Origin of the sequence: Vibrio sp. 10N.261.54.E10 (genome assembly GCF_002877735.2) — a bacterium.
Lineage (GTDB): Bacteria > Pseudomonadota > Gammaproteobacteria > Enterobacterales > Vibrionaceae > Vibrio > Vibrio crassostreae_C.
In genome coordinates this window covers 317,572-344,567 of the sequence record NZ_MCXE02000002.1, presented here as the reverse complement: position 1 = coordinate 344,567, position 26,996 = coordinate 317,572, and the positions used below count along the sequence as shown (strand labels likewise).

General features: G+C 44.6%; 23 protein-coding genes and 2 pseudogenes. 19 read left to right on the top strand and 6 right to left on the bottom strand.

Translation table 11 applies throughout. From position 1 onward, the window contains the following. The first annotated feature begins 80 nt into the window (after positions 1–80). The 6 genes from thiD to thiM are packed head-to-tail and all read left to right on the top strand — an operon-like array spanning position 81 to position 5,028. Positions 81–965: a bifunctional hydroxymethylpyrimidine kinase/phosphomethylpyrimidine kinase gene (gene thiD, locus BCU07_RS12775; RefSeq protein WP_017064402.1), complete on the top strand. Its 885-nt coding sequence runs from the start codon at positions 81–83 to the stop codon at positions 963–965. Next, positions 955–1,713, top strand: a complete 759-nt coding sequence (locus tag BCU07_RS12770; protein WP_102428984.1) for an ABC transporter ATP-binding protein — start codon at positions 955–957, stop codon at positions 1,711–1,713. Before thiD ends, BCU07_RS12770 begins: the two co-directional genes overlap by 11 nt. Then, the gene (locus BCU07_RS12765) at positions 1,706–2,521 is read left to right on the top strand and encodes an ABC transporter permease (protein ID WP_102428985.1); all 816 of its coding nucleotides are present in this window, start codon (positions 1,706–1,708) and stop codon (positions 2,519–2,521) included. The genes BCU07_RS12770 and BCU07_RS12765 overlap by 8 nt, the downstream gene beginning before the upstream one ends. A gap of 46 nt (positions 2,522–2,567) precedes the next feature. After that, positions 2,568–3,524, top strand: a complete 957-nt coding sequence (locus tag BCU07_RS12760) for an ABC transporter substrate-binding protein (protein ID WP_102428986.1) — start codon at positions 2,568–2,570, stop codon at positions 3,522–3,524. Positions 3,525–3,532: 8 nt separating this feature from the next. After that, positions 3,533–4,213 (top strand): thiaminase II, encoded by a 681-nt coding sequence (gene tenA / locus BCU07_RS12755; protein WP_017061912.1) that lies wholly within the window; start codon positions 3,533–3,535, stop codon positions 4,211–4,213. Between the two features lie 29 nt (positions 4,214–4,242). Further along, the gene (gene thiM / locus BCU07_RS12750; RefSeq protein ID WP_017064406.1) at positions 4,243–5,028 is read left to right on the top strand and encodes a hydroxyethylthiazole kinase; all 786 of its coding nucleotides are present in this window, start codon (positions 4,243–4,245) and stop codon (positions 5,026–5,028) included. Positions 5,029–5,157: 129 nt separating this feature from the next. Here thiM and BCU07_RS12745 read toward each other — a convergent pair whose 3' ends face one another. Continuing rightward, positions 5,158–7,101 carry a methyl-accepting chemotaxis protein gene (locus BCU07_RS12745; protein WP_102428987.1) on the bottom strand — a complete coding sequence of 648 codons (1,944 nt, stop codon included), beginning with the start codon at positions 7,099–7,101 and terminating at the stop codon, positions 5,158–5,160. Positions 7,102–7,362: 261 nt separating this feature from the next. Here BCU07_RS12745 and thiE point away from each other — a divergent pair, with 261 nt between their 5' ends. Then, positions 7,363–7,980 (top strand): thiamine phosphate synthase, encoded by a 618-nt coding sequence (thiE, locus tag BCU07_RS12740; protein ID WP_102428988.1) that lies wholly within the window; start codon positions 7,363–7,365, stop codon positions 7,978–7,980. A gap of 128 nt (positions 7,981–8,108) precedes the next feature. Here the strand turns inward: thiE and BCU07_RS12735 are convergent, their stop codons facing one another. Further along, complete coding sequence (locus BCU07_RS12735) at positions 8,109–8,453, bottom strand: thiamine-phosphate diphosphorylase (protein WP_102429004.1); 345 nt, start codon at positions 8,451–8,453, stop codon at positions 8,109–8,111. 421 nt (positions 8,454–8,874) lie between these two features. Next, complete coding sequence (locus BCU07_RS12730) at positions 8,875–9,777, bottom strand: LysR family transcriptional regulator (RefSeq protein WP_102393602.1); 903 nt, start codon at positions 9,775–9,777, stop codon at positions 8,875–8,877. Positions 9,778–9,915: 138 nt separating this feature from the next. On the opposite strand from BCU07_RS12730, the gene BCU07_RS12725 reads away from it, so the two are divergent. The 5 genes and pseudogenes from BCU07_RS12725 (at position 9,916) to BCU07_RS12705 (ending at position 13,643) form a co-directional block, all read left to right on the top strand. After that, entirely contained in the window at positions 9,916–10,344 is a 429-nt protein-coding gene (locus BCU07_RS12725; RefSeq protein ID WP_102428989.1) for a PACE efflux transporter, read from the top strand. A gap of 274 nt (positions 10,345–10,618) precedes the next feature. Further along, a pseudogene (locus BCU07_RS12720) lies at positions 10,619–11,299 on the top strand (PAS domain S-box protein); the annotation flags it as partial. Then, positions 11,294–11,860 (top strand): annotated as a pseudogene (locus BCU07_RS12715) (hypothetical protein); the annotation flags it as partial. The pseudogenes BCU07_RS12720 and BCU07_RS12715, both read left to right, overlap by 6 nt. Before the next feature lie 22 nt (positions 11,861–11,882). Beyond that, a complete protein-coding gene (locus BCU07_RS12710; RefSeq protein ID WP_017061901.1) occupies positions 11,883–12,983 on the top strand; it encodes an AI-2E family transporter in 1,101 nt (366 codons plus the stop codon). Further along, on the top strand, positions 12,984–13,643 hold the full coding sequence (locus tag BCU07_RS12705) for a potassium channel family protein (RefSeq protein ID WP_102428990.1): 660 nt from the start codon (positions 12,984–12,986) through the stop codon (positions 13,641–13,643). 112 nt (positions 13,644–13,755) lie between these two features. On the opposite strand, the gene BCU07_RS12700 is transcribed toward BCU07_RS12705, so the two are convergent. Further along, positions 13,756–14,295 carry a DUF3332 domain-containing protein gene (locus BCU07_RS12700; protein WP_017061899.1) on the bottom strand — a complete coding sequence of 180 codons (540 nt, stop codon included), beginning with the start codon at positions 14,293–14,295 and terminating at the stop codon, positions 13,756–13,758. Between the two features lie 226 nt (positions 14,296–14,521). Further along, on the bottom strand, positions 14,522–14,695 hold the full coding sequence (locus BCU07_RS12695; RefSeq protein ID WP_193841499.1) for a hypothetical protein: 174 nt from the start codon (positions 14,693–14,695) through the stop codon (positions 14,522–14,524). A 253-nt stretch (positions 14,696–14,948) separates the two neighbouring features. Here BCU07_RS12695 and BCU07_RS12690 point away from each other — a divergent pair, with 253 nt between their 5' ends. Next, complete coding sequence (locus BCU07_RS12690; protein ID WP_017061898.1) at positions 14,949–15,542, top strand: hypothetical protein; 594 nt, start codon at positions 14,949–14,951, stop codon at positions 15,540–15,542. Between the two features lie 230 nt (positions 15,543–15,772). Here BCU07_RS12690 and BCU07_RS12685 read toward each other — a convergent pair whose 3' ends face one another. Beyond that, a complete protein-coding gene (locus BCU07_RS12685) occupies positions 15,773–15,982 on the bottom strand; it encodes a hypothetical protein (protein ID WP_004731601.1) in 210 nt (69 codons plus the stop codon). Positions 15,983–16,909: 927 nt separating this feature from the next. Between BCU07_RS12685 and BCU07_RS12680 the strand changes: the two genes are divergently transcribed. The 6 genes from BCU07_RS12680 to BCU07_RS12655 all read left to right on the top strand — a co-directional run bounded on the left by BCU07_RS12680 (position 16,910) and on the right by BCU07_RS12655 (position 26,911). Continuing rightward, positions 16,910–17,842 carry a siderophore ABC transporter substrate-binding protein gene (locus tag BCU07_RS12680; protein ID WP_102428991.1) on the top strand — a complete coding sequence of 311 codons (933 nt, stop codon included), beginning with the start codon at positions 16,910–16,912 and terminating at the stop codon, positions 17,840–17,842. A gap of 100 nt (positions 17,843–17,942) precedes the next feature. After that, the gene (locus BCU07_RS12675) at positions 17,943–18,896 is read left to right on the top strand and encodes an ABC transporter permease (RefSeq protein WP_017061896.1); all 954 of its coding nucleotides are present in this window, start codon (positions 17,943–17,945) and stop codon (positions 18,894–18,896) included. Further along, positions 18,889–19,839: an iron chelate uptake ABC transporter family permease subunit gene (locus BCU07_RS12670; protein ID WP_017068462.1), complete on the top strand. Its 951-nt coding sequence runs from the start codon at positions 18,889–18,891 to the stop codon at positions 19,837–19,839. The genes BCU07_RS12675 and BCU07_RS12670 overlap by 8 nt, the downstream gene beginning before the upstream one ends. Before the next feature lie 12 nt (positions 19,840–19,851). Then, positions 19,852–20,616 (top strand): ABC transporter ATP-binding protein, encoded by a 765-nt coding sequence (locus tag BCU07_RS12665; RefSeq protein ID WP_065585089.1) that lies wholly within the window; start codon positions 19,852–19,854, stop codon positions 20,614–20,616. 309 nt (positions 20,617–20,925) lie between these two features. Then, positions 20,926–21,951 (top strand): HD-GYP domain-containing protein, encoded by a 1,026-nt coding sequence (locus tag BCU07_RS12660; RefSeq protein WP_102428992.1) that lies wholly within the window; start codon positions 20,926–20,928, stop codon positions 21,949–21,951. After that, on the top strand, positions 21,944–26,911 hold the full coding sequence (locus BCU07_RS12655) for an ATP-binding protein (protein WP_102428993.1): 4,968 nt from the start codon (positions 21,944–21,946) through the stop codon (positions 26,909–26,911). The genes BCU07_RS12660 and BCU07_RS12655 overlap by 8 nt, the downstream gene beginning before the upstream one ends. The last annotated feature ends 85 nt before the right edge of the window (positions 26,912–26,996 follow it).

The window sequence follows — 26,996 nt, the reverse complement described above, 5'->3', positions numbered from 1 at the left end:
AGACTCTTCATGAATCTATTGCGACTTCTCCTTCGATCGGTGTTCGTTCTCCTACGTCTTGTAAGACAGTAGGAGCGACCATGACACAGCATTCCAATTCTCAAGTATCACCTAACAGCACTCAAACACCAGAAAACCAATCTTCTTCGATCAATACTCCGATTGTTTTGACCATTGCGGGTTCTGACAGTGGTGGTGGCGCGGGCATTCAAGCTGATATTAAAGCCATGTCTGCAACGGGTAGCTTCGCTTGTTCGGTAATTACCGCGATTACATCTCAGAACACCCAAGGCGTGTCCGCTATATTTCCAATCCCACTAGAGCATGTCGCTAGTCAGTTAGATGCAGTGTTTACCGATTTGAATATCGTGGCGGTAAAAGTCGGCATGTTGGCGGATTCGCAAATCATCAAAGTCGTCGCGGACAAAATCAAACAATACCAACCTAAACACCTAGTGATTGACCCTGTCATGGTGGCGACAAGTGGCGACCTTCTTTTAGAAAACTCGGCGATCACCACGCTAAAACAAGAACTGATTCCGCTCGCAGACATCATTACGCCTAACTTGCCGGAAGGCGCAGCACTAACGGGCAAAGCTGTGCCTGAAAGCGAAGCCGAAATGCAGGATATGATTGAAGACCTGCGTGCACTAGGTGCTAAAGCCGTTCTTCTCAAAGGCGGTCATTTAGAGAAGGATGAGAACAGTAACGACTTACTGATTCTGCCAACCACGTCTGCTTTGATTAGTGCGAAGCGTTTTCCTACCAAAAACACCCACGGTACGGGTTGTACGCTTTCATCTGCTATTGCTTCTTTCTTAGCGCAAGGCAACACGCTGTCAGAGGCTGTTGAGCTAGGCAAACAATACATTTCGCGCGCGATTGCTCATGCTGATGAGTTGCAAGTCGGCCAAGGTCATGGGCCCGTAAATCACTTCTTCGCTGGGCACGGGAATGTCCGTTAATACGGTGGGTGTTCAGCTCAGCAATGCCTCTTTACGTTATAACGACAGTGAGCACGCAACCTTATCGGGATTGTCGCTTAGCTTAAACGCAGGTAAGTGGACGGTATTGCTAGGTCGAAGTGGCTGCGGGAAAACCACGGTATTGCGTTATCTGGCAGGCTTGTTGGACGACAAGGTGGAGTGGCAGGGAACATTGACAACCTCTGATGAATTGCCTTTAACGGATCGCATCGCTTACATGGCGCAGCAGGATTTGTTACTGCCGTGGCTGTCGGTTATCGACAATGTATGTCTGAGTCATCGTTTTCAAAATTCAGCTTCTGACAAAGCACTGCAAACCAATCAAGCACTCGAGTTGCTCGCTGCGGTTGGTTTGGCTGATTATGCGAATGCGATGCCGGATCAGTTGTCTGGTGGTATGCGTCAACGTGTCGCTTTGGCTCGAACTTTAATGCAAGACAAGCCAGTGGTGCTGATGGATGAGCCGTTCTCTGCGCTGGATGCGGTAACGAGACACAAACTACAGAGCTTAGCGTGTGAGCTGTTGAGAGATAAAACCGTTGTGTTGATCACCCATGACCCACAAGAAGCGGTGCGTTTGGCGGACAATTTGTATGTGTTGCAAGGCACACCGGCGAACGCTCAGTCTTTATCTGTGCCTCTCACTGCCACACCAAGAGTGTTAGATGGTGAATGTGCTGAGTTGCAACAAGCGATCTTAGACCAGTTGGAGCGTGATTATGAATGATCTAACGCGAAGCGAAGCTGTGGCTCGTTTAACTAACACACAGATCACAACTAAGCGCTCTTGTCAGATGAATCCCGTTATGCGTTTGCTGATCAGCAGTGCTGTGATTCTCGGTTTATGGCAGTTAGTTGTGGTTATCTTCGAGATGCCGAGCTTCATTCTGCCCACGCCAGCAGAAGTCTTTTTAAAGCTGATTGAACGTTACGATGTGTTACTCAAACACACATGGGTGACTGCGCAAGAGATCCTACTTGGCTTGTTACTCGGTTTGTCGATGGGGCTGTTTTTCGCCCTGCAGATGCTGATGTTTGATCCGCTAAAGCGTTGGCTATTGCCTATCTTAATTGCCAGCCAAGCGATCCCTGTGTTTGCTATCGCGCCAGTACTGATGCTGTGGCTAGGTTATGGCATCGCATCAAAAGTGGTGATGGCGGCGATCATTATCTTCTTCCCAGTAACCACTTGTTGTTACGACGGTCTACGCAATACACCGACAGGTTATCTCGATCTTGCCAAGACGATGGGTGCATCGAAGTGGCAATTGCTACGTCATATCCAACTTCCTGCCGCACTGCCAACCTTAGCGTCTGGCATTCGTGTGGCTGTGGTGATTGCGCCAATTGGAGCGGTTGTCGGCGAGTGGGTTGGTTCGAGTGAGGGGCTGGGTTACTTAATGCTGCAGGCCAACGCGCGCATGATCATCGATGAGATGTTTGCTGCCTTGTTCATCTTGGCGGTGCTGTCTATCTCGCTCTACTTCGTTACAGATAAATTACTCAAAAAAGCTATCCCTTGGGAAAACCAATGATGGCTTCGCTCAACATAAGAATAATATTCAAAAGGAAAGGTTAACCGTGAAAAATACAAAATTGATAGGTGCAGTGGCACTGCTTGCTTCATTGGTTTCAGGTCATGCTCTAGCGGACTCTGAACAGAAGAAACTGACGCTGATGTTGGATTGGTTTGTGAACCCGAACCATGGCCCGATTGTGATTGCTCAAGAGCGTGGTTACTTTGCTGACCAAGGCTTAGAGGTTGAAATCCAAGAACCAGCAGACCCAAGCACGCCAGCAAAATTGGTCGCGGCAGGTAAGGTCGATTTAGCGGTAACTTACCAACCAAGTTTAACCATGGATGTGGCAGCGGGTCTTCCTTTAGTTCGTGCATCAACCCTTATCGCGACGCCACTGAACACACTAATGGTACTGGATAACGGCAAGAACGATTCGCTAGCGGATCTGAAAGGCAAGAAGATCGGTATTGCGATTGCGGGTAACGAAGAAGCGACTATCGGCACTATGTTAGCGCAAGAAAATGTTGCATTTACAGATGTGCAAACCATCAATGTCGGTTGGGCACTTTCATCTTCATTGGCATCGGGCAAGGTAGACGCAATCTGGGGTGGCTTACGGAACTTCGAAACCAACCAGTTAGCACTTGAAGGTTTTAAAGCGAAAGCATTCTTCCCTGAAGAGCACGGTGTGCCCGCTTACGACGAGCTTATCTTTGTTGCGAACGCAAAGAAACACGATGATGAAGCGATCAAAGCGTTCAACAAAGCATTGGAACAAGCAACGACTTACATTGTGAACCACCCCCAAGAGTCATGGAGTGAGTTTGTGGCGTATTCACCAGATACGTTGAATAACGAGCTTAACCAACGCGCATGGAACGACACATTGACTCGCTTTGCACTTCGCCCTTCTGCTGTAGATATGAAGCGTTACGACGATTACGCACAGTTCATGTTCGACAAAGGCATTATCAAATCACTACCGAAAGCCGCTGACTACGTACCGACTTTTGACTAAGGAATCTCATGAAATACCAAGACTTAATCCAAGCCTGTCAACAAGATTGGCAAGACTACACCGAGCATGATTTTGTTAAAACGCTGGCAAACGGCACACTCGCTCAGCCGTGTTTTCTGCATTACTTGAAGCAAGATTTTCTGTTTTTAAAGCAGTATGCCCGCGCTTATGCATTGGCAATTTACAAGGCTAAAACCTTGGCTGATATGCGTCGTGCACTGCCAAGTGTTCATGCGCTGCTAGATTCTGAAATCTCTCACCATGTGACTTACTGTGGTCAGTGGGGTTTAACCGAATCGGATTTAGAAAACGAACCTGAAGATTTCGGCACTGTTGCCTACACGCGCTACGTTCTAGATGCGGGTATGACGGGTGATCTTGTCGACTTATATGCGGCACTGGCTCCGTGTTCAATCGGTTATGCCGTGATTGGTAAAGCGCTGTTAGAAAGCAGTGATACTGTTTTGGAAGGCAACCCATACGCAAGCTGGCTGCAACTGTATGGCAGTGAAGAGTTCCAGTCTGGCGTAGCAACGGGCGCGGAATACTTCAATCAGTTGCTTGCTGAAATTGATATCAACAGCGAACGCGGTCAGAACATCGTTCATATCTTCAAAACCGCAACGCGTATGGAAGTGGCTTTTTGGCAGCAAGGGCTGAACGCTCTTGATGATTCAACAGCGGCTTAAAAGCGACTTTCACGAATAAGGATTTACCCATGCTTACTGAACAAATTATTCAATCGCTACGCGCAGTACGAGAGCAAAAACCACTGGTTGTGAACATCACTAACTATGTAGTGATGAACAACACGGCCAACGCGTTATTGGCGATTGGCGCTTCGCCTATTATGGCGCACTCGCAACAAGAACTGGCAGAGATGATGTCTTTCTCTGGTGCTTTGGTGATTAACATCGGCACGCTCGACAGTGTTTGGACGCCAAGAATGTGTTTTGCTGTTGAGCAAGCGAACGCGAACAACAAGGTTGTGGTTCTTGACCCTGTGGGTTGTGGGGCAAGTACGTTGCGTACCGAGACTTCTCGTGAAATTGCACGCTTAGCCGATAAGTTGATCATTCGTGGTAACGCGTCTGAGATTATCGCGTTAGCGGGCGAACAAGCGCAGAGCAAAGGCGTTGATGCGCTTGATAGCAGTGATGCTGCGTTAGGTGCTGCACAGTGCTTAGTGGCTGAATACGGTGCAAATGTGGTGATATCTGGTGAGACAGATTACGTTGTCACCAAAGACAGCGTGGTGACGTTAAACAATGGACACCAAATGATGCCGTATGTGACGGGTATGGGGTGTACTTTAACTGCATTGACGGGTGCTTTCGCGGCTGTTGGTGATGATAGTGGTTTAGCTGCAGCAGCGGTATTAGGCGTGGTTGGTGAAATCGCGGCTGAAAACTCTCGCGGCCCAGGTAGCTTGCAAATTAACTTGCTTGATGAGTTGTACCAGTTAGATGAAGAGACTCTGATTCAACGATTGAAGATTCAGTAGGGTTAACCGAACTCTAAGCCACAAGCCTAACTTAAATCTCTTTAGATAAAGAAAAGCCCCCGACACTTATGTGCTGGGGGCTTTTTATTATTGCTTTGGAACTGTGCCAGCTGTGTATGGACTAGCTGGCTAGGTTCTAAATCGATTCACTTGGCTCTCTAGGTGGTGAGCAACCTCAGTTAAGTCGCTGGCTGCACCTGAAATGCTGCTGACTGATTCTTGGTTACTTTGCGCGATGGTGTTTGCACCTTGCGCGTTCTCACCGAGTGATTTAGTGAGACGATCCTGCTCATCAACTGACACTGCGATTTGGCTGTTGGCTTGGTTCAGGTCTTGGATGTGTTGATTAATCACATGTAAATTCTGAGAAGCTTGCTGCGCCTGCGTTGAAGCGTCTGAAACCGTGCTGTGGCTCTCTTTGATAGACTCTAACGCATCTTTAGCGCCACGTTGTAGTGAGGTGATGAGCTCATCAATCTGGCTAGCAGAGTCTTGGGTACGTTTAGCGAGCGTTCTTACTTCATCGGCTACTACTGCAAATCCGCGACCTTGTTCACCTGCGCGCGCAGCTTCAATAGCCGCATTCAATGCCAACAGGTTGGTCTGCTCAGAAACGCCTTTGATTACTTCAAGAATGGCACCAATGTTCATCGACTCTTTGTGTAGGTCAGTCACTTTCTGGCTGCTGACCTGCATGCTTTCATCGGCGCTGCCAATTTCATGCAGTGTTTTGTCTACTTCTTTGAGTCCCATCGCCACATTCTCGGTTGCTTGGTTAGCAACTTGAGACGCGTGGTTAGCACTTGCAGCAATTTCTGATGTGCTGGAAGCCAATTGATCAACGGCAGAAGAGATATTTATCATCTCGCTATTCAATTGTGTTGCGTTGGTCGAGCTGTTATTGGTCACTTGATTGAGTGACTCCGACATCTCACCAATACGCACGCTAGAACGGTTCACTTGGCCAACAATATCGCGCAGAGATTCAATGGTGATCTCCATATTAGTCAGCAGTTCGCCAATCTCATTTTTGCTCTCAATGTTCACTTCCACATTCAGGTTGCCCTGAGAAAGCTCGTTGGTGATCTGTTTAACCTGTGCGATGCCTTTAGTAATAGAGCGAGTCACCAACACGGCGCTCGTCATGCCAATAACTAAAGCCACACCCGTCAGCAATATGATGATTTGAATCGAGCGCTTTTCGCTGGCTTGCAGTTCTGGTGTTAATGCTTGTTTCTGTTGTTCTAGAATGCTCTGAGCATCAGCTACCGAAATCGCTAAGCTGTCACCAATAGAGGCGAGGGTAGCGGTTCTTTGCGTGTTCTCAATCATCTGTTGATGAACTTGCTCAAAGCCCTTCGCGTACGCTTCCCGTTGGTTAGAGAAATCTTCAATCAATTCACTTTGATAAGGAGATGATTTAAGAGACTCAATATCGCCCTCGATACCTGGCAGAGCATATTCAAAGATGTCTTTACCGGCTTCGTAGGTTTTGAGGTCGTTGTTGTTCGAGTAACTCAGTACAGTGATCTTGGCGGCGAGGAAGTTCTCCATCAACATGCCCGCATATAAGCTCGCGTTTGGATCGTTGTTGTTGTAAGACTCATACAACAAGCTCTGCGCGGCTTTTAGTGCGTTAGTTTCTCGTGTGACCATCTCAACGTTGACCAGTTGGTCAATGAGCAGTTGGCTCTGTTTCATTGATCCATAAGCCGCATCAAAAGCTGCAACGCTGTCTTGCACTAATTGCAGGCTCGACAAGCTATCAGTATTGGTGGTGGTTTGGATTAAGTTGTTCAGCAGTTCATCAATCGCAAGTTTGCTCGATTGATAATTCGCTTCGTATTGATCATCCAATGACTCTAAGTAACGTTCAGAAGCTAAACGCATCTGAAGAAAGTGCACTTGAATGTTGCCTGACAATGTCGCCTTGTGGCTGAGTTCACTGTACTGGCTAAAGCCGTTCGACAAGGTTTGAATACCTTTGTAACTCACAAGGCCTGAAATGACGAAAAAGAGCAAGCAGATGGCATAACCCAGCTTGATCTTGAGCGCTATAGAAAGGTGGCGCATAACTATCCCTATATTTACCTGATTCCTTCATAGGGGAGTATTTCATAAAACAGCATTCTGGGCATGCTAGAGCGAATAGTTTGTGTAATAAGTAACGCTTTTGTTAGAAAAATCGGGTTTTTCGACATGCTTTCAACGAGTTGCGTATTTGAATTCAACCGCCTAACTTAAGGAATTAAGTGCTAACTTCCATGCATAGGATGTGATTTGTCGGTAAAATGGTAGAAAACCAATTTTAGAAATCGACTTCAAAGGTACGCGATGAACCCTTATAAACTTTATCTGGTGACTGACGACCAACAAGATCTAGAAACGCTTAAATTCGTGGTTGAACAAGCGGTTGCTGGTGGCGTCACTATGGTTCAAGTAAGAGAAAAACATGGGGACGTAAGAGCCTTCATTGAACGAGCACAAGCGGTTAAGTCGATTCTGGCTGGCTCAGGTGTGCCGCTGATCATTAATGATCGAGTCGATGTGGCATTAGCCGTTGATGCCGATGGTTTGCATCTGGGGCAATCGGATATGCCTGCGGAGTTAGCACGTCAGTTGATTGGTCCGGATAAGATTCTTGGGTTATCAATTGAAACTGAACAGCAGCTACAACAAGCAGATAGTTTGCCGATCGATTACATTGGCCTTAGTGCGATTTTTGCGACACCGACCAAGACGAATCTAAAGAAACATTGGGGTTATGAAGGCATTCAAATGGCTTTGGAAACAACGAAGTTGCCGATTGTGGGTATCGGTGGAATCAACGAGTCGAACATTCCGCAGTTGGTTAACACAGGTATTCATGGATTAGCCTTGGTCTCAGCGATATGTCACGCTGAAAGCCCAAAACAAGCGACGCAGGAACTGCTATCTCTGATGGGAGAGTGAAGGGGAGTAGAACTAGAAAACAAATGAGGTTGGTCATCTGTTTTCTAGTGAAAGCACAAGCACGGAGTCGTGCTAGATGTGCTTATCGATAGGGTATCTAAGCTGCTCTATCTAACACATCGTTTGGTCTATTGAATGCAAAGCGCAACCGTGCCGATGACCATAAGAACGATCGCAGCGTACCAACCGTATTGTGCTGTTTTATCAGCCACAAACACCTTAATGTAGTTGATCTCTTCATGCGCCATTGCGATGAAGTCCGTGTAGTTAATCGATAACTCACGGCTAGCTTCTTTTAGGTCTTGTTGAAGCTTGTTGAAAGACTCATCGATGAAGCCCTTTGTTTCCGAAGCAGACGGAGTAGCAACCAAAGTTAAGCTATTCCAAACTGCCATACGCGATTCATATTCGCTTTCACTGACACAATTAAGTACGCGTAAATCATACTCTCGTTTGTTACGCTCTTTACCCACTTTCTCAGGGCAAATATTTCTTAAAACGTTCACGACAAATTTTCCAAAAGGTTCATTTAGATATAAAAAAGCACTCAAAGAGCGCTCATAAACTGGGTGCGAATTAATATTCAAAAAGTGATCTATTTGAAACCGATATAAGCAACGGCAAGGCTGAGCGCTTATCTGGGAGATTTGAAGTTGGGTCAGTGGTGTTAAAGAGCGATTTGGGCCTGTCTATATTCGTTTGAAAAGACAAACCCGTTGGGATCGCAGTGTAGTTATGTCACTTTGGGACATCAACTAGGGTGTTTTATCCACACGACAAAGATATTTATCGGCAAGATAAGCAGAAATGAGGTAGCGGTGGTGTGTTCCATGCCGATATTGAATCTCAATTGACGATGTTTTGAAAATGGAGATGTTTTGTAAACAGGGGAGGCTAGTTGGCTTGCCATTGATTGTACTGCAGTGAGTGCCCCTTAAGCTGCTCAATAAGGCTGGTGAGAACTGGGCCGTTGATGTGGCTGCGAGACACCAAACATCCCACTGGAGTAATCCAACCACCATGCTCGTGCGAAACAGGCAACGCCACAATATCGCCTTTTTGAATGCCTTCCATCACCATCATCTCGGGCACATTTGCCCAACCCACGTTTTGTTCAACGAGATCAACAATGTTCTTGTGGTTGTTCGCATACCAACGCATCGAGCTAATACCATAGGTGAACCACAGTTCGCGCTGCTTTGAGCTGCGATGCACACATTGGCGATAGCGCTTTAGGTCTGAGTCTTGTACAACGGACATGCGACTCAGTTCGTGAGTGGCAGAGCTAACAGTTAGGAAACGCGCTTGGCCCAGCAAAAAGAAATCCATATCGACCTTCAGTTCGCCATCCGCGTAGATGATGCCAATCTGTGCATTTCCTCGTCTTACTAGGTCTTCAACATCAAAGGTTGAGGTGGTAATGATATCGAAGTGTGTGATTGGAAATTGATCGGCGAGTGAGCTGATTATCTTAATGAAGTTCTTATCTATGATGCTTTCATCAACCGCAATGATCAGTTCGTGCTCATCTTCTTGGGTCAGCGATTCTACTTTTTGATCGAAGTACTTTTGCTGGTCAAGAATGGACTTAGCCACAGGCAATAACGCTTTACCTTTGCTGGTTAAAACGGGGATGTTTTTCTCTCGGTTAAACAGCTCTTGGTCAATGGCAATTTCGAGGTTGGCTATCGATTGGCTTACCCCAGACTGAGCTCGTTTCAGTTTGCGAGCGGCGGCAGAGAAAGAGCCACTTTCACACACCGTGACGAAGACTTTTAGTTGCTCAAAACTGTACATGTTATCTCTCGCTCAATACCAAAGGGGGTAATAACTCCTAGGCTATCACTATTCGTGATGGCTGTTAACTTTCTCTTATTATTTCAGGTGACATAATCTCGACCAATCCAACACGTAATAGATTATTTAGAGGAATGTATGAGTACGTTAGAAAGAGTGTTCCACTCTGTGTTATTTGAAGTACTGGCCGTAACACTATCAATTATAGGCTTAGCGATATTTACTGATCATGATGTGAATGCCTTATCAGGAACCATGATAGTTGTTGCGACCATCGCGATGATTTGGAACTACTGTTTCAACCGCATTTTTGATCGCTACTTCACGGGTGAAAAATCTAAGCGTTCACTCAAGTTACGTGTTTTTCATGTTGTGCTATTTGAGGCAGGCTTGCTGGTGGCGACAATCCCTGTGATGGCATACTTACTTAACGTGGGGTTATGGCAGGCATTTTTGATGGACATCGGCGTGACCATTTTTATTACCATTTACGCGTTTGTGTTTAATCTGATTTATGACCATGTTCGAGCATTCTGGGTACGCAGAGGGGAGCTAGCCGTTCAGTAATCTACCAAGTCAGTAAACACGAGCTTGGCCACTAACCGTTTGTTTATTCGTTATTTTGACGGAGATATTCGGTTAGTAGGCCTAGGTAACCCGGCACTGGTTGGCATTCAAAGTGGCGGTCTCGAATCTTTTCAATCTCTTCCGCTTAATAGTTAGTGTAACCCTATGCACTTATTGTTCGATATGTAATTTGAATTTGTATGTGTCGTAAAATGGTAAATATCTTAATTAAAACTTAGCCATCATAGTCATTCGCCCATCACCAGAGCAAACTATGAACAAGTTAAGTTATGACCGAAAAATGCCGCTATACGTGGTGTCTGCACTTGTCCTCAATATGGCATTTAGCTTGTGGTTGCTGAGTATTGCTTCTACGCCAGCCATGTTTTTTTCGGTGTGTGCGTTGTTTTTACTTAGCACTCTTATTACCGCACGCCTTTATCGACATGAAATGGCTCAAAGCAAGAATAACTTGTCGGAAGCGATCATTGATGGTGTCGCAGGTTTTATTGTCCTCGATAGTCAATTGAGGGTCATACAAGTGAATCAACAATTCTCTCGGGTTTCAGGTTATGCCTTTGACCAAGTCGAATCTCGTCCGATTTCTGATCTCTGTTTTATGAATAACAGCAGCCTAATCACGACCATTACTCGCTCACTGAAGGAAAACCAGAGATGGAAAGGTGAGTTGAGTGGCGTCAGTCGACTTGGTGAGCAGTTTACCGTAAACGTTGTGGTGGAAAAGCTAACTGAAATTCTGCCGCACAATAACAAGTACGTGGTGACCTTTACGGATATTAGCCGACGCAAGATATTGGAGCGTCGATTAAGAATGCTGGTGGAAACGGATTCACTGACAGGGTGCTGGAATCGACGCCGCTTTGATAACGACTTAAAACATTATTCTAACCTGGCAGAGCGTTATGGTTACACACATTCCTGTTTGGCGTTAGTGCATGTGTTTTTCCCTGAGCCTAAATCGGCGTTCTCTGGCTTCGCTGCTGCGCCACTCGAAAAGAAACAGCGTTGGTATGCGGCCTTTAGAGCGATGATTATCTCCTATCCAGTGGTGTGTTTTTTCTTTATTTTTCAAATATCTGAAGCTTTGCTGACAATGATGTTCATTGCGTTGTTATCGTTGATGATTACGTCAGAGAAGTCGATAAAGTTGAGCGCTTTTCTGGTGATAAGTAACGGTATCGGGGGATTGCTGGCGATTGCTGCTTTTTCAATTCTTTCTATAGTACCCAACATTGTCTTCTATTCTTTGTTTATAGGACTTATTGCCATTCTTATGGCTACCAAGATCTACACGGTTCCCGAAAAAGCACCTATTTTCGCCACTGCATTTAGTACGTTGCTCGTACTTGTTGGTAGCACATTGATGAGCTCCGGTGATATCGATAGCAACACCCTTATACGCATATTCCAATTAGTGTTAATTGGCATATATATGATTTTGGCTTCTCTATTCCTAGAAACACGGAATTGGAAGTTCCTACAAAATCAGCCTTAATTTTGTCTAACAAGGACGTCTCATGAAGTTAACCGATGATTTTTCAAAACAGGCGATAGACGCTGCCATCAAGATCGCAGCGATTGCCATGCTCGTGTATTGGTGTTTTTCGATTTTGCGCCCATTCATTCTTTTGGTGATATGGGGTGCGATCATTGCGACTGCGTTGTATCCAGTGGCGGTCGCCATTTCAAATAAAACCGGGATGTCGAAAGGTAAAGCCAGTGCATTGCTGAGCTTTATTGGTGTGATTCTTCTATTTATTCCTTTGGCGGCGCTTTCTTCTGGTATCTACACCAGCGCGACTGACCTGATGACAGGCCTTCAAGATGGCACATTGTCATTGCCTAAACCGAAAGAGTCCTTACAAGATATTCCATTAATAGGGGAAAAGGTTTATTCAACCTTGGTTGCCGCCTCGAACAATATTGAAGGCACTTTCATAAAGTATGCAGACGAAGTTAAACAGTTCGCGACGAAAGCCGCTTCTGTTCTTGGCTCGTTAGGTGGTGGCTTCATTCAGTTCATTATCTCTACCATCATTGCTGGTGCATTCATGAGCAATGCGGATAAATGCAAAACTGGTGTGACTCACTTAGTGGCGCGTTTAACGGGCGGTAAAGGTGAAGAATTGGTAGAGCTTTCTAAATCGACCGTGCGAAGCGTTGTGCAAGGTGTGATTGGTGTGGCTGTGATTCAATCCATGATGTCGGCAATCGGTTTGGTGATTGCAGGCGTTCCTGCGGCTGCGTTTTGGGCGCTAGCTGTGCTGCTCATTGCGATAATCCAACTGCCACCGATTCTTGCTCTATTACCTGCGATCATCTACATGTTCAGCGTTGAATCGACACTGGCGGCGAGCTTGTTCTTAGTGTGGTGTATTTTAGTGAGCGGCAGTGACGCTATCTTGAAGCCAGTACTGCTGAGCCGTGGCTCTCACATTCCAATGTTGGTAATTCTATTGGGTGCGCTGGGCGGAATGGCGATGTCAGGCATCGTCGGTCTGTTTGTCGGTGCTGTGATACTGAGTTTAAGTTATGAGCTGATGATGGCGTGGCTTGGACTTGAAGAGAAAAATCAACAAGAAACTGAGAAAAAACCTGCAGAGGTCGAGGGAAAATAGATGAAGCCAGTCTCTAAAGACGACAACTTCTACTTCTTATTCTATGCGCTGTTGGTGTTGTTTTTTGGTTGCGCGGTGATGCAGCAGTTTTATCCGCAAGGCCAGAAAACAATCCTATTTCTTATCATTATTACGTTGGCGAGTTCAATTGCCGGTATTCATAAAGAGCGAGCCTTGTATCGCTCTTGGTACGGGCTGTTATTGATTACGGCGCTCGTGTCTGGCGTGTTTTCATTTTTGGAAGGCTATAACCTGTCGATAGTGACGCTATCGGCGTTGGCTGTGTTCTTGTTTTCACACATTTACTCGGCGTTGAAGCAGGTGATGAAAGCCAAAACGGTGACACCCAATCACATCATCGGCTCAATCTGTATCTACTTGTTGTTAGGGTTTGCTTGGTCGACCATCTACTTGTTAATTTTAGAGATCTTTCTGAATGCCTTTAACGGGTTAGAAGAGCAAGTCTGGTTAACGAACTTGTTCAATGCGATGTACTTTAGCTTCATCACCTTGACCACAGTTGGTTACGGCGACATATCACCAGCTCTACCTATTGCTCAATTCTTTGTGTTTATGGAATCCATTATCGGCAGCTTTTACTTAGCTATCATGGTGGCGAGTTTGGTGAGCATTCGACTTGCACAGTCTCAGTCCCAATAGAGCATTTACAAATAATAGAGCACATACAAACAAGCCCGGCAATCGCCGGGCTTGTTCTATTTTATGAGCTCAAAAGTCTCTTTAAGTTTGAACTCTGTGTGGGCGATGAACCTTAAGCTTCAGTGCCTTGAATCTTCTCTAATTCAGCGATAGTTGTTTGCGATACAAGCTGACCATCCATGTAATAGGTAACGTTTTGACCGTCTTTGATGCCCGTTAGAGTCGCTGTTTCACCAGATGTATAGACGATGTCCATTTGAATCGTGTTTTCGTCGATCTTAATCATCTCACCCGTTTCAATGGTGCGATTGTTAGAAATTGGGCCGACAGGGGCTTCTTTCAGGCTTGGGTCCAGCTCATCGTTCACTTTGAAGTGCGTGTCTGTTTTTGTATCAAATACGTGTGGTGAACCGCTGATAGGGTTTTTACCTGTCCAGAATTCAAGTGAGTTGAATACCACATAGTCTGCTGCGGTAGTAATACCGTATACAGGCGCTAATAAGAAGTTTACACCTGCACGAGCATAGCGGTTATCGACAACTTCAACGTTAAATTTCATCACTTTCCCTGTTACGGCGTTACTACCGATACAACCAGTTAGCGCAGAAGCCAAAACCGTTAGTCCTACAATTTTAAGTGCAATCTTTTTCATTTTAGTACCTGTATAAGTTAGAAGTCTGTTTCGTTGGAACAGGTGTAGTATGGTTTTTATTCGATGGTCAGTTTTACCATTTAGCGCCACTGACGATATAAAATGCACTCGGATTTTTGGCATAAAGCTAGGTATAAAACTGGGCACAAAAAAAAGCTCGACCTAATAGGGCGCGCTTTGGGGTATTTAGATAAGTCGTAATGAAAACAACCACTCCAATATAGAATTACTTCATCACGTAGGTATAAGCCGATACGACAAGCCAGCGGAAAAATCGAAATAAAAGGGTGGTGGCTTTAAAGGCAAACTTGGCAATGGATACCATTGCTTCTGCACCAATGCTTACACACTTATGCAAATCGGATTCTTTGTATTCTGAATAGGTCATCTGTTTTCTCATTTCTCGCGGTTGTCTTTCATATGTAAGTAACGACTCCTGTCTGGCGATATACCCTGAGCGCGTAATGTACGAACTTTCACCGGTAGGGATTTACCATTTCATGCCATATGGATTAATAACTAGGCAAAAGGTAAAGAGTTGGGTGTATTTAACGGCATAGCGAGGTGTAACTGATCAAGTTACCGAAAAAACGAGGGTAATAATGGTATGATCGCGGGCTCAGCACCATAAGTGATAAAGAATAGGAAACAGAATGACTCACCTTACCGAACAGCAAGAAGCTGCAATGGCGACGTTTAAAGAAAACTTACACCTTCCAAATGGTGGTTTTCATAAACTGATTATCGAGCTAAGTAAGGAGTATCAGCTGCCTTTCCAAAAGGTGCGTGCGGTTTTAAAGAAAGCTCAAAAAGATGTTGAACGACAAATACGAGAAGATTTTACCAGCGTTGATGACACAGTACTGAGCCAAGCGAATTGGGTAAACATCATTAAGTCGAAGCTTGTTGACTTAGCGGAAGAAAACCAAACGGTCATGGATAAGCTGCAACAAAACCTGAAGTATCAAAAAGTGTTGTCGGCAACCGAGGGTTCAATCGCAAGCGAAGACGAACGTGACGAGTTGATTGAAGAGTTGATTCAAGCTTATGAGAAAGAGGTGTTCAAACCGTTACTGGCGATGTTGCATACAACGAAGCTGTATTGGAAGTTAATGCTGGTGGATGAGACATGTAAGATGAATGAGGAGAATCGTGAGAAGTTCAGTGATTACCCTCAACACATGCAAGCTGCAGAACACTTATATACTCTTGATCAGAAGTTAAGGTCGATGCCGTTAACTTATTAGTCCATGAATGCACTGATAATGACTCAATGGTGATTTAGAGTTTGATATAAGTTGGTTTCAATAGAAGTACGATAACCTAGCTAGCGTTAGCCGCGTGTGAAATGCAAAAAGGGCTAGGTTTCAGATCTGTTTTACTTCTACTCTATTTTGTTCTGCTAGAGCGAATTGAGGGTGACATCTTTTACATCTTTGGGACTAGATGGTGTTTCTTTTGTAGCCTTTGGGAAACGCTATAGGAGTGTGAAATGTCCTAGGGTGTTTCCGTTGCCTGAAACGATAGTTCCGATGCTTTCTCGTTCATTAAATTCAAAGTCAATGAGATAGCTGTGATGTTGTAGCTTGGGCAATATGTGGCGGTGGAGTATATCGCTATTGAGCTGTCGAATCTCGGTGACCCATGAAATCTCTTCTTTGTGTAAATCTATTTTAATCTTGAGCATTTATTACCTTTTAGTTTATTGACTGTTTTTTCGCGTGATAGTTGGTACCAATGGGTTTGTCGTGTTGTTCTGCGTGACATAACTGTGCCTTGTGTTTATTACATTTGTATTTAAGTGCTCGATCTATTCTGACTTCGCTGACAAAAGAGCAAATGACGATAGATCGGTAGTAGGATCGAATTTAAAAGCTATTGAATGACTATCTGGGTGAAAGCTGACGCAGAGATGGTGTAACGAGGGAATCGAGAACTGTCTATGTGGAACTTGGACTTACTTTAGCATTAACAGCTCTATAGATTAGAGCCAGGTGGCGAACTATACGCCTAGTTTTCAAAATTACAACCCTATTTCAATTAAATTCAAAAATATTTTTGGGTGATTTACCATCGGTTACTGAAGGTTAAATGAGCGAAGGTCAGGGATTTGACCATGATATCTGACTGAGTCTTGGCTTTTCAGCTGTTCGTATTCGTTGTCATTAGTGGGTTTAATTGATCAGCTAATTTGGTGATGATTAAGTCTCTGTTGTATATGATCTTTACATTGTAAATTACAATCCATGATTTTGGGGTTCAGCGTTGTAATTACAGGGTTTTTGGGTGCTTTCCCCATCTGTTTTTTTCTTCAGGTTGATGAGTATTTTCCTCTTCGCGTCTTTTTGATATTTCTGATTCCTAATACCTCTCCTGACTACGCAAAATATGAATACTCACTTTTACGTTTCTGAATAATAAAGTTGTTGTATCGCCAATTTAGTGCAAATATAATTGATAATAGTTCTCACTTGCGTTACAAGTTTGTTGTCAATCCAATGACAGACTTTAAATTATCGTTATTTAGCAGTTGTGTACGCCCCATGCTCGTCTATGAGTAATGTGACTTTCATTGTCATGAGTGGTGGTTTGTATCAATGGCAAAGGAAGAAACATGAAGAAAACAATCAATTCAGTTCGCCATTTATTGAGCGGGCTTGCCATCGTTCTAGCATCATCATTCATGATGACCGCGCATGCGGAAACCGTCACCATTGAGCATGTGAAAGGCACAGCGCAGTTTACTGAAGTACCACAGCGAGTGGTGGTTCTAGGCCACGGTAGCTTAGACGTGCTCGATAAAATTGGTGTACAGCCAGTTGGCGCGCCTCATAGCTTGCTGCCTGATTACCTAGCTTCGTACAAAGATACGACGGCAAATACAGGCTCTTTAAGCGAACCTGATTTTGAAGCTATCTACATGTTGAAGCCTGACATCATCATCGCGGAAAACCGCATGCTTAAGGTTTACGACAAACTGGCACAAATTGCTCCTACTGTCATGTTTTCTATTGAAGGCGACAAGTACTGGGCTGATGCTCAGCAAAACTGGCGTGTGCTAGGCGACATCTTTGGTAAGCAAGCTGAAGTCGAAGCGATCATTAAAGAGACTCAAGCTTCTATCACAGCGGTAAACGACAAAGTAGCGTCTGACGAAACTTCAGCAATGATGCTAATGAACAACGGCAACAACATTGCGATGTTCAACAAAGGCAGCCGTTTCTCTATCATCTTTGATGACTTTGGTTTCGTGGAATCAAAGAGTGCAACCGTGGCTCCGATTAAAGGAACACACGGCAACCTAATCTCTTTTGAATACATAGCTGATGCAAAACCTGAAGTGCTTTACGTGCTTGACCGCGAAAAAGCGATTGGTAAATCAGAAGGACGCGCACAACAACTGTTTGATAACCCACTGGTTGCGGCAACACCTGCAGCGCAGCACGGCAATATCGTTTACCTTGATTCAAGTGCTTGGTATTTGGCGGGTGGCGGTGTGACAGCGATTCATAGAATGCTTAGTGACATTGAACGTACGATTCAATAGTTACTAACCATCAGATTTTCGGGCTTATAAGAGTGTTCTTATAAGCCCTTTTTCACTTTTTTATACGGGCTACCCGAGACCTATCTTTAGTATTATTCCTATGTTGAAACCCATTGCAGCTGCTGTATTTCTTGTTGTGTTATGCGTTGCGTCATTGATGATTGGAGTCGCTGAAATCAGTTTTAGTGACTTCTTCAATGGCAACCAACACGCCAATTCTATTTATATTGTTAGTCGGATTCCTCGACTACTCGCGATCGTGCTTGCCGGAGCGGGATTGAGTGTTTCTGGCTTGATCATGCAGCAAATCGTACAGAACAAGTTTGCCGCGCCTTCGACGATGGGCACCATTGACTGTGCGATGTTGGGTTACATTGTCGGCATTCTAGTGCTAGGCAATGCTGCGCAATGGAGCTACTTAGGCTTTATCTTCGCGTTTGCAGTGTTTGGCACCATGCTATTGGTTCGCTTCCTACAACACCTCAAGTTTAAGAACGCGGTATTGGTGCCTTTGATTGGCATTATGTATGGCAACGTTGTTTCGTCTCTAACAACCTTTATTGCTTATAAGTACGACTTAGTACAAACCATGTCGGCATGGACTATGGCGAACTTTGCGAGCGTGTTGCAGGGCAGCTATGAAATCCTTTATCTCGCGGTGCCTGCTTGTGTATTGGCTTACTATTTCGCGAGCCAGTTCAGTGCGGCGAGTATCGGTGAGAGCTTCGCGAAAAACATCGGTTTGAATTATCAGAAGATCGTCTTCATTGGTGTTGCGTTAGTGGCTATCAGTGCCTCCTCTGTGGTGATGATCGTTGGTGTTATCCCATTCCTTGGCCTTATCGTGCCGAATATCGTGTCGCTGATGATGGGCGATAACATGAAGAAGATTCTGCCTTGGACTGCCTACTGGGGGGTGATCTTGGTGTTGGCTTGTGACCTGCTAGCTCGAATCGTCATCTTCCCTTATGAGATTCCAATCTCGATGGTAATCAGCATCTTTGGTGGCATGATTTTTATTTACCTAATCATGAGAGACAAGTCGAATGCGTGATTCAGTAAAAATTGCGATTCTGGCTATCGCGTCTTTGGGTATGACAGCGCTATTCATCGGGCAGGGGCTGACGTGGGATAACTACGAGTTCTTCTTGTCTCTGCGCCTACCAAAATTGCTGTCGATTGTGTTGGCGGCGGTAGCGATCTCGGCGTCGTCATTGGTTTTCCAAACCATTACTAATAACCGAATTCTAACCCCCTCCATCTTGGGCTTTGACAGCTTGTATATGCTGGTACAAACGGTACTTCTGTTTGTGTTTGGCAGTGCTAGCTTCTGGGTGATTGACTCGATCGCAAACTTTTCGATGTCTGTGACTGTGATGATCTTGTTCTCGTTTGCTCTGTTCCATTTCTACTTTAAGAGCAAGCGAAACAACGTATTCACACTGCTGTTGATAGGCATCGTATGTGGCAGCGTATTCTCGAGTTTGTCTAACTTCTTGGCGATGTTGATTGACCCGAACGAGTTCGCGGTGCTGCAGAATGTGATGTTCGCAAGTTTCAATAACGTGAAAGGCGAGTTGGTTTACCTCAGCCTTATTCCTTTGGGTTTGAGCTTGCTTGGCCTTTGGTTGTTAGCGCCTAAGCTTGATGTACTTTGGCTTGGTGTTGATAACGCAACAAGCTTGGGTGTGAACACCAAACGACTGACTCAGATTACCTTGGTGATTGTGTCAGTGATGGTCGCGGTATCGACTGCTTTGGTTGGCCCAGTGCTGTTCTTTGGTTTAATCACCGTGAGCTTAGCTCGTCAGATATTCAAATCTTATCAACATCGTGTGCTTATCATCGCAAGCAGTTTGTTAGCGGTCGTTCTATTGGTTTCAGGCCAATGGTTTATCGAAAAAGTAATGGCGTTTGAAACCACAGTGAGTGTGATCATTAACTTGGTCGGTGGTTTGTATTTCATGTTCTTGTTGTTACGCACCAGAATTCAGTAAAGGTAGTAAGTAGTGATTAAATTAACAGGTTTAACTAAGAAGTATGGCAAGTCACTCGTGGTGGATGATGCCAGTGCTATGTTCCCGAAAGGCGAAGTGACTTCTATCATTGGCCCAAATGGTGCGGGTAAAAGTACACTGCTTTCAATGGCGAGCCGCTTAACCGACAGTGACGCAGGTGAAGTGGTCATTGGCGATAAGTTACTGGCTGAGTGGGATACCAAAGAGCTAGCTAAGCACCTTGCCGTGTTAAGACAATCAAACAACATCAATATGCGATTTACGATTCGTGAGTTGGTCTGTTTTGGTCGCTTCCCACACTCTCAAGGTCGCTTGAAAGACGAAGATCATAAAATCGTCGATACAGCACTAGAACACCTTGGCATTACTGACATCCAAAATAAATACCTTGATGAGTTGAGTGGCGGTCAGCGTCAAATGGCGTTTATCGCGATGGTTGTGTCGCAAGATACGGATTATGTGTTCTTAGATGAGCCTCTGAATAACCTTGATATTAAACACTCGGTTGAAATCATGCAGACGTTGCGTCGTTTGGCGCATGAGTTCAATAAAGCGGTCGTTATCGTGATTCACGACATCAACTTCGCTTCTTGCTACTCGGATAACATTGTCGCGATGAAGAAAGGTAAAGTGGTTAAGTCGGGTAAGGTTTCGGAAGTGGTTGAAAAATCAGTGATGGAGTCTATCTACGAGATCCCATTTGAGATTCGTGAGTTCGATGGTGTTCGAATCTGTATGTATTATTCTGGTCGTTAGATTACTGAATAACTCGGTTGTTTTGCTTTCTAGCCGTTGAACGAAAAGAGCTCCCATATGAGGAGCTCTTTTTGTTTTCGGATAGTATCTGTGTTGTTAGTGAAATGTTGCAATGCAAAGGTAATTCCCCTTGTATAATAATAACTTAACTGACGTAATATTGACTGGTCGTACTTCTAATAACGCCAGTTTGAAGTCACTCACAGATCTACTCTTCATTTTTGAAAATCAATTGCTTTTTTTCTGCTTAACCTCTGAAAACCGTTCTACACTATGGTTATAACTGTTTGATTTGTATACGAGGTATCAATGAGTCGGAAACCCATAGTGTTAGTCGTGGATGACACCCCAAGTAACTTGGATGTGTTAACTGCAATACTCAAAGATACTTATCAAGTGAAAGTAGCGATTAACGGCACAATTGGTATCAAAATTGCGAAGATGGTGCCGCAGCCAGACCTTATCCTCCTTGATATCATGATGCCTGACATTGATGGTTACGAGGTATGTCGCCAACTTAAAGCTCAGCCGAATACGGCTCACATTCCTATCATTTTCGTGACCGCCACAATTGGTCCAGAAGCCGAAGTAAAAGGGCTCTCCTTGGGGGCTGTCGATTACCTAACCAAGCCGATAACCCCTGCAATTGCACTCCAGCGTGTGAAAACGCATATCGCACTTTATGACCAACAACGCGCGTTGTTTAGTCAGGTAAAAGAGAAAACTCAAGAGATCAATCTCGGTAAGCTAGAAACACTGAACATACTGGGTAGAGCTGCTGAATTTAAAGATAACGAGACGGGCATGCACGTTATGCGCATGAGCCATTATTGCGAGATATTAGCCAAAGCCTTGGGCATGACAGACGAAGATGCCGAGACCTTGCGTGATGCCGCGCCAATGCATGATATTGGCAAGATTGGCATTCCTGACAGTGTGTTACTGAAGCCAGGGAAATTGGATGCCGATGAATGGACTACCATGCAGAAACACGTCGAGTTCGGTGTTGAAATCCTTGGTAGGCAGGGCGATTCCAAACTGATGCGTATGGCCATTCAAGTCGCGCAGTATCACCATGAAAAGTGGGATGGCAGTGGTTACCCAAAGCAGATAGCCGGCGAAGATATTCCATTGGTTGGACGAATTGCGGCCGTTGCTGACGTATTTGATGCCCTGACAGCAGAGCGTCCTTATAAGAAAGCTTGGAGTGTCGATGAGGCACTGAGCTTGTTTGAAGAACAGAAAGGCAAGCATTTTGATCCGACTATCGTCGATATGTTTTTTCTAAAGTTACCTGAGACTCTAGAGATTAAAGAGAAGTTCAAAGATGAGTGACCTCTGGCAGATGTGGGGTAAGTGGGGTAAGCGTTATGTCATCGCCATAATTTTGTTTGTTGTATTCGTTGTTCGTGCCGCTAGCGTTAACGCTGAGGCTGCTCCGGATCAACAACCAAACCTATGGCAAGATCCTGATCGTGAAATCACGTTTGTTACACTATCCAGTCATTATCCTTACTCATTTATTGGTGATGACGGAAAAGTCGACGGGATTATTCGAGATTGGGCTTACGATCTTGAAGAGCGTTTCAACGTAAAAACCAACTTCATCAGCGTAGATTCTCATGCTGAAGCAAAGCAAGCTTTGTTAGACGGGAAAGGCGATGTGTTTCCGTTTCAACAGTTTGATCCCAGCGAAGGAGGACGTTTCCTTCAAACTGATCCTTATATCTCGTACCAAATTGCCGTCATTCTTCCTACCGAAGATCATCTCAATAATAAAATAGAGCAAGAGGCCAAAAGGCGAATTGCTATGGTTCGAGAAAGCATCGACCTAAAGCGATCTGGCGTGCAGCTTAGTTCGATTGAGAGAGTTGAATTCGATACGGCCATTGATGCTATTCGTGCATTAGAAGATGGGTCGGTTGATGGCTTACTGGCTGAACCTGTAACCACCATGGATCTTGCTCATAAAAGCGGAGTCGAGAATTTAGCGGTCAACCATGTACTTGATCGCTGGAAGAACATCAAAGCAGCCATGGTTATTCGTTCAAACGACAATGAGCTGCTTAACTTATTGAATCAACAGATTGCAACGTTTGATATCAGTAAAAAGAACCGCATTTTATCTAAATGGTTAGATGACTCGCCTTATCGCTCTCCCATTAAAGGTGTATTTGGATTCGGCAACCCGCCTTACATGTATCCAGACAGTACTTCTGTTGGCTTAGAGCATGACATTATGCAAAGGGCATTGAACGATATGGGGTATCGATTGGGTGACGTTGTCACTTTGCCTCGTACTGCAGCTCGTCAAGCTATCGATAACAACAACTCAATATCATTTGTTTCTGGCGTTCAACTTGATGACTCTTCATTGCACTTTGTCAGTGACAAGGTGATGGATGTTGATTTTGTGCCAGTGTCATTAAAGAGGCGTAAGCTGGATTTGAAGTCGGCAAAAAATTTGTCCTTAGGTGCATTGTTGTTCGATGAAACATCGCCGATTAAAAACTCCGTAGAAGTGTTGGAAAGCCAATTGAGCATTGATCGGATAGATGATCTCGACAGCTTAGAGTCGGCGTTTTCCCAACTGAGAGCTCAAAATGTTGATCTCCTGATGGTAGAAAGGCGCGTATTAACCTGGTTTGTCACCAATACCCGGTTTATTGAAATGCGCGAGATTCAGATCCATGAAGATTATAAAGTCAGTTATCCCATCTACGTGGATTTCAGGGAGGCTGAGCTAAGAGACCGCTTCAATGCCGCATTGGCAAACCTGAAAAGGGAAGACGGGGAGTTTGAGCCAATTCTTAGAAGACAAATTAAGAACGACCTGACTCCGGTTCTGAAGAAGGCCGATATTATTGCTCAAATCTCAGCGTACTTTATTGTTAATGATCGCTTTGACGAATTGCCTAAGATTTTTGACATATTTGATGCAGATAATACTTTCATGGTTATTTCGGCACTGGCTGATAATAATAAGCGACCGCTTGAATCTTGGTTCCTAGGAGATGTATCAACGCCATCATTGGACAAGAAAAACACCTCTAAATTGTCATCCGTAACGAAAGGCGTTGGCTATAAAACGCAGACGGGCAGCACCAATGCTGGGTTTATGACGTTCTATTTCGATGTGGATTCCGTGGAAGGAAGTTATGTTTATTTCCCTGCCATTGAGCAGTTTGATTCATTCGGAGATGGTGCAAAACGTTATATTTCAGATGTTTATCAATCGAACAGTTTAGCCGGTGAACTTCTTAATCTTAGTCAAAATGAACGTCAGTGGATAAAATCTCATCCAGTATTGAAAATCGGTATTGATCCTAACTCTTTGCCTTATGAAGCCGTATCGAGCAAAGGGGAATACATCGGCATGATCGATGATTACCTAAAGCTGATCGAGCAGAAAACAGGTTTACGCTTGGAACATGTTGATGTCGGCAGTTGGCAGGAGACTCGACGACTCGTTGACCATAGAAAAGTGCACCTTGTGTCGGCCGCTGTGGAGAATCGTTCGCTTGGCGAGGGCGTGAAGGCGGGTAAGCCGTTATTTTCTAGTCGTTTGGCTATTGCCTCAAGACGAGATGTGAACAGCCTTGTCTTAGAAGAAGCTGCAGGTTGGAAAATAGGCATTTTAGAAGGGGGAGCCAACACAGAAGCTATTGTGGATAGTTACCCTGAGATCAATTGGTCGATGGTGTCATCGACTAATGATGGATTAGAGTTCGTCGAATCGGGTGAGTTTGATGCGATGATTGATACCGTTGACGTCTTAAATTACTTAATCGACTCATTTGGCTATCGAGGAATTGGCATCATCGGTCGATTAGACTTCTTCCTGTCGCCAACTCTGCATGTCATCAAATCTGAACCTTTGCTGTTGTCTATTGTGAACAAAGCGATAGGCAGTATCTCAGCTGAAGAACACCAGAAGATCTCTGCAAAATGGGCTGCACCCAAAGCGATAGAAAGAGTTGATTATCAATTGGTTTACACCATTTCGGTTTTTTCTCTGGTGATCCTTCTTCTTATTATTTTCTGGAATCGTAAATTAGCGAAGCAGATCAGTATTGCTAAGGAAGCGACCGAAGCTCTGGAAAAGGCGCAGAACCAACTCTACAACATGCTAAATAGCTCTCCAATTGCAGCCAGCGTGGTATTTGAAGAAGAGGTTCGTTACGCGAATGATACGGCGAAACGTTTGTTTGGCGTGGATAATCAGGCGTTGTCTTCTATCGACGTCGCTGCTATCCATGACTCGCTGAGCGTTCGTGATGGCGTGCATAAAGAGCTCGACCTTAACGGTAAAGTTGAAAATAGGGAGTTGGTACTCAGAAAGTCTGATGGAACCCGATTTGTTGCTTTGGTCAGTTACTATCTTTTTGAGATTGATGGGGAAGTCGCCACACTATTTTGGGCATTCGATATTTCAGAAATGAAGCGCCTTAACGAACAATTGGAAGAAGAAAAACAGAGAGCCGATTTGGCGAGCCAAGCTAAATCGGAATTTTTAGCTAATATGAGCCATGAGATAAGAACCCCAATGAATGCCATTATTGGCTTGTCTTATCTGGCGATTGGCGAAATATCTAATCCTGTCGCTCGAAATTATATTGAGAAAGTGCACCGTTCTGGCCATTCGTTACTCGGTATCATCAATGACATCCTTGATTTCTCAAAGATAGAAGCTGGACAACTTGTTATTGATAACGTCCCGTTTGATCCCGTAACGACCTTTAAAGATGTGATTGAGCTGATGGAGTCGAAAGCGGCTGAGAAGCAGCTCAATTTGTCGATGGTCATAGACTCTGAGTTAGACACGCCATTGCAAGGCGATCCATTGAGGTTGTTCCAAGTCATACTCAACCTTGTGGGTAACGCGATTAAGTTTACGGAAAAAGGCAGCGTAGCGTTAACGGTGGAGCATGTTGACTCGAACGATAGCAGTCTAACCATGAAGGTGAGTGTGATGGATACCGGGATAGGCATCTCGGATGGGAACCGTCACAAGCTGTTTGAAGCCTTTAGCCAAGCGGATACCACAACGACACGTCGGTTTGGCGGTACAGGGCTTGGACTCAACATTAGCCAGAAATTAGTGCATGCGATGGGCAGTCAAATTACGGTGGAGAGTGTTTACGGGCAAGGCAGTGAGTTCTCCTTTGTACTGACATTGCCACGATCAAGCTCGGATGCGTTAGCCGACTTCAAAGCCCAAGAACTGCAACTGGATTACCAGATAGAGTTCAAAGGCCAAAGAGTGTTATTGGTTGAAGACAATGAGCTGAACCAAGATCTAGCCTTAGCATTTTTCAGTCGCTCTAAATTAAATGCCGATCTTGCTGAAAACGGAAAGGAAGCGCTGGAGTTAGCTAAAAACAACGACTACGAAATAATCTTCATGGATCTTCAAATGCCGATTATGGACGGCTTTGAAGCTACCCGTTTGATTCGTGAATTCGATATAGATGTACCGATTATTGCAATGTCAGCCAATGTTTTTGCTGATGCGAAACAACGAGCGAGGGAAGCGGGTGTCACGGACTTCTTAGACAAGCCTATTGTTATTGATAAAGCGATGTCTCTGATTACTCGATACATTGTTCCTGAGGTATTAGTTGAAGGTAGAACGCATTCAGATGCGATACAGACAGGTGATTCTGATGAGAGTGCGGAATTACACTCTGATACTCACATAAAACCGCCTGTTTTCTCTCAGTCGAGGTTTGAGCAACTGACTTATCATGATGTGAAACTGCAAGCCAAAATGCTTGATAGGTTCTGCAAAGGATCACCAGACATGATGTCGGATGCTTTTGATAGCTTAGTACAAGGCGAATGGGAGACGTTAGAGCGTAATCTACATACCTTAAAAAGCATGGCAGCTTCGATTGGTGGGTTGCGATTGGCAGAGTTACTCAGTGATTTAGAAAGCAAAGCTCATAACAAGGCGTGTGATGAAGAGGATCTTAAACAAGGTGAGCTTGGGTTAATTGAACTGATTAAAGCAGTTGAGATCAGCTTTGATGTGCCTGGTGCCAAAGGATCTAATACGACAAGTTCTGAAGTAGCCGATGTGAGTCTTGCTGATACCTCTGACTCACCGAGCATCACGTCAGAACAGCATGCTCAGTTGCTATCACTGCTGGATGCGTATGATAACGATGCAACTCAATATGTGACTGAGTTACTGGCACAGTATCCACATTCTGTTGTTCTTAAAGATGTTCAAAGTGCGTTAGATAATTATGACTTTGAACGAGCCAAAGAGGGGCTTGGCGCTTCTGAGTAGTTGTCTTTTATAAATATCACTTCAACATTAAAGCCTTTAGCTCTTACAGCGAAATAACGCGCTAGCTAAAGGCTTTAAATCTATC

Coding starts and splice junctions, on each gene's coding strand:
- BCU07_RS12700 (WP_017061899.1), bottom strand. CDS start 14,295: ATGAAAAAGATTGCACTTAAAATTGTAGGACTAACGGTTTTGGCTTCT.
- BCU07_RS12675 (WP_017061896.1), top strand. CDS start 17,943: ATGTTGAAACCCATTGCAGCTGCTGTATTTCTTGTTGTGTTATGCGTT.
- BCU07_RS12765 (WP_102428985.1), top strand. CDS start 1,706: ATGAATGATCTAACGCGAAGCGAAGCTGTGGCTCGTTTAACTAACACA.
- BCU07_RS12670 (WP_017068462.1), top strand. CDS start 18,889: ATGCGTGATTCAGTAAAAATTGCGATTCTGGCTATCGCGTCTTTGGGT.
- BCU07_RS12685 (WP_004731601.1), bottom strand. CDS start 15,982: ATGCTCAAGATTAAAATAGATTTACACAAAGAAGAGATTTCATGGGTC.
- BCU07_RS12710 (WP_017061901.1), top strand. CDS start 11,883: ATGAAGTTAACCGATGATTTTTCAAAACAGGCGATAGACGCTGCCATC.
- BCU07_RS12690 (WP_017061898.1), top strand. CDS start 14,949: ATGACTCACCTTACCGAACAGCAAGAAGCTGCAATGGCGACGTTTAAA.
- BCU07_RS12770 (WP_102428984.1), top strand. CDS start 955: ATGTCCGTTAATACGGTGGGTGTTCAGCTCAGCAATGCCTCTTTACGT.
- BCU07_RS12725 (WP_102428989.1), top strand. CDS start 9,916: ATGAGTACGTTAGAAAGAGTGTTCCACTCTGTGTTATTTGAAGTACTG.
- BCU07_RS12730 (WP_102393602.1), bottom strand. CDS start 9,777: ATGTACAGTTTTGAGCAACTAAAAGTCTTCGTCACGGTGTGTGAAAGT.
- thiM (WP_017064406.1), top strand. CDS start 4,243: ATGCTTACTGAACAAATTATTCAATCGCTACGCGCAGTACGAGAGCAA.
- BCU07_RS12655 (WP_102428993.1), top strand. CDS start 21,944: ATGAGTGACCTCTGGCAGATGTGGGGTAAGTGGGGTAAGCGTTATGTC.
- BCU07_RS12745 (WP_102428987.1), bottom strand. CDS start 7,101: ATGCGCCACCTTTCTATAGCGCTCAAGATCAAGCTGGGTTATGCCATC.
- thiE (WP_102428988.1), top strand. CDS start 7,363: ATGAACCCTTATAAACTTTATCTGGTGACTGACGACCAACAAGATCTA.
- tenA (WP_017061912.1), top strand. CDS start 3,533: ATGAAATACCAAGACTTAATCCAAGCCTGTCAACAAGATTGGCAAGAC.
- BCU07_RS12680 (WP_102428991.1), top strand. CDS start 16,910: ATGAAGAAAACAATCAATTCAGTTCGCCATTTATTGAGCGGGCTTGCC.
- BCU07_RS12705 (WP_102428990.1), top strand. CDS start 12,984: ATGAAGCCAGTCTCTAAAGACGACAACTTCTACTTCTTATTCTATGCG.
- thiD (WP_017064402.1), top strand. CDS start 81: ATGACACAGCATTCCAATTCTCAAGTATCACCTAACAGCACTCAAACA.
- BCU07_RS12695 (WP_193841499.1), bottom strand. CDS start 14,695: ATGAGAAAACAGATGACCTATTCAGAATACAAAGAATCCGATTTGCAT.
- BCU07_RS12660 (WP_102428992.1), top strand. CDS start 20,926: ATGAGTCGGAAACCCATAGTGTTAGTCGTGGATGACACCCCAAGTAAC.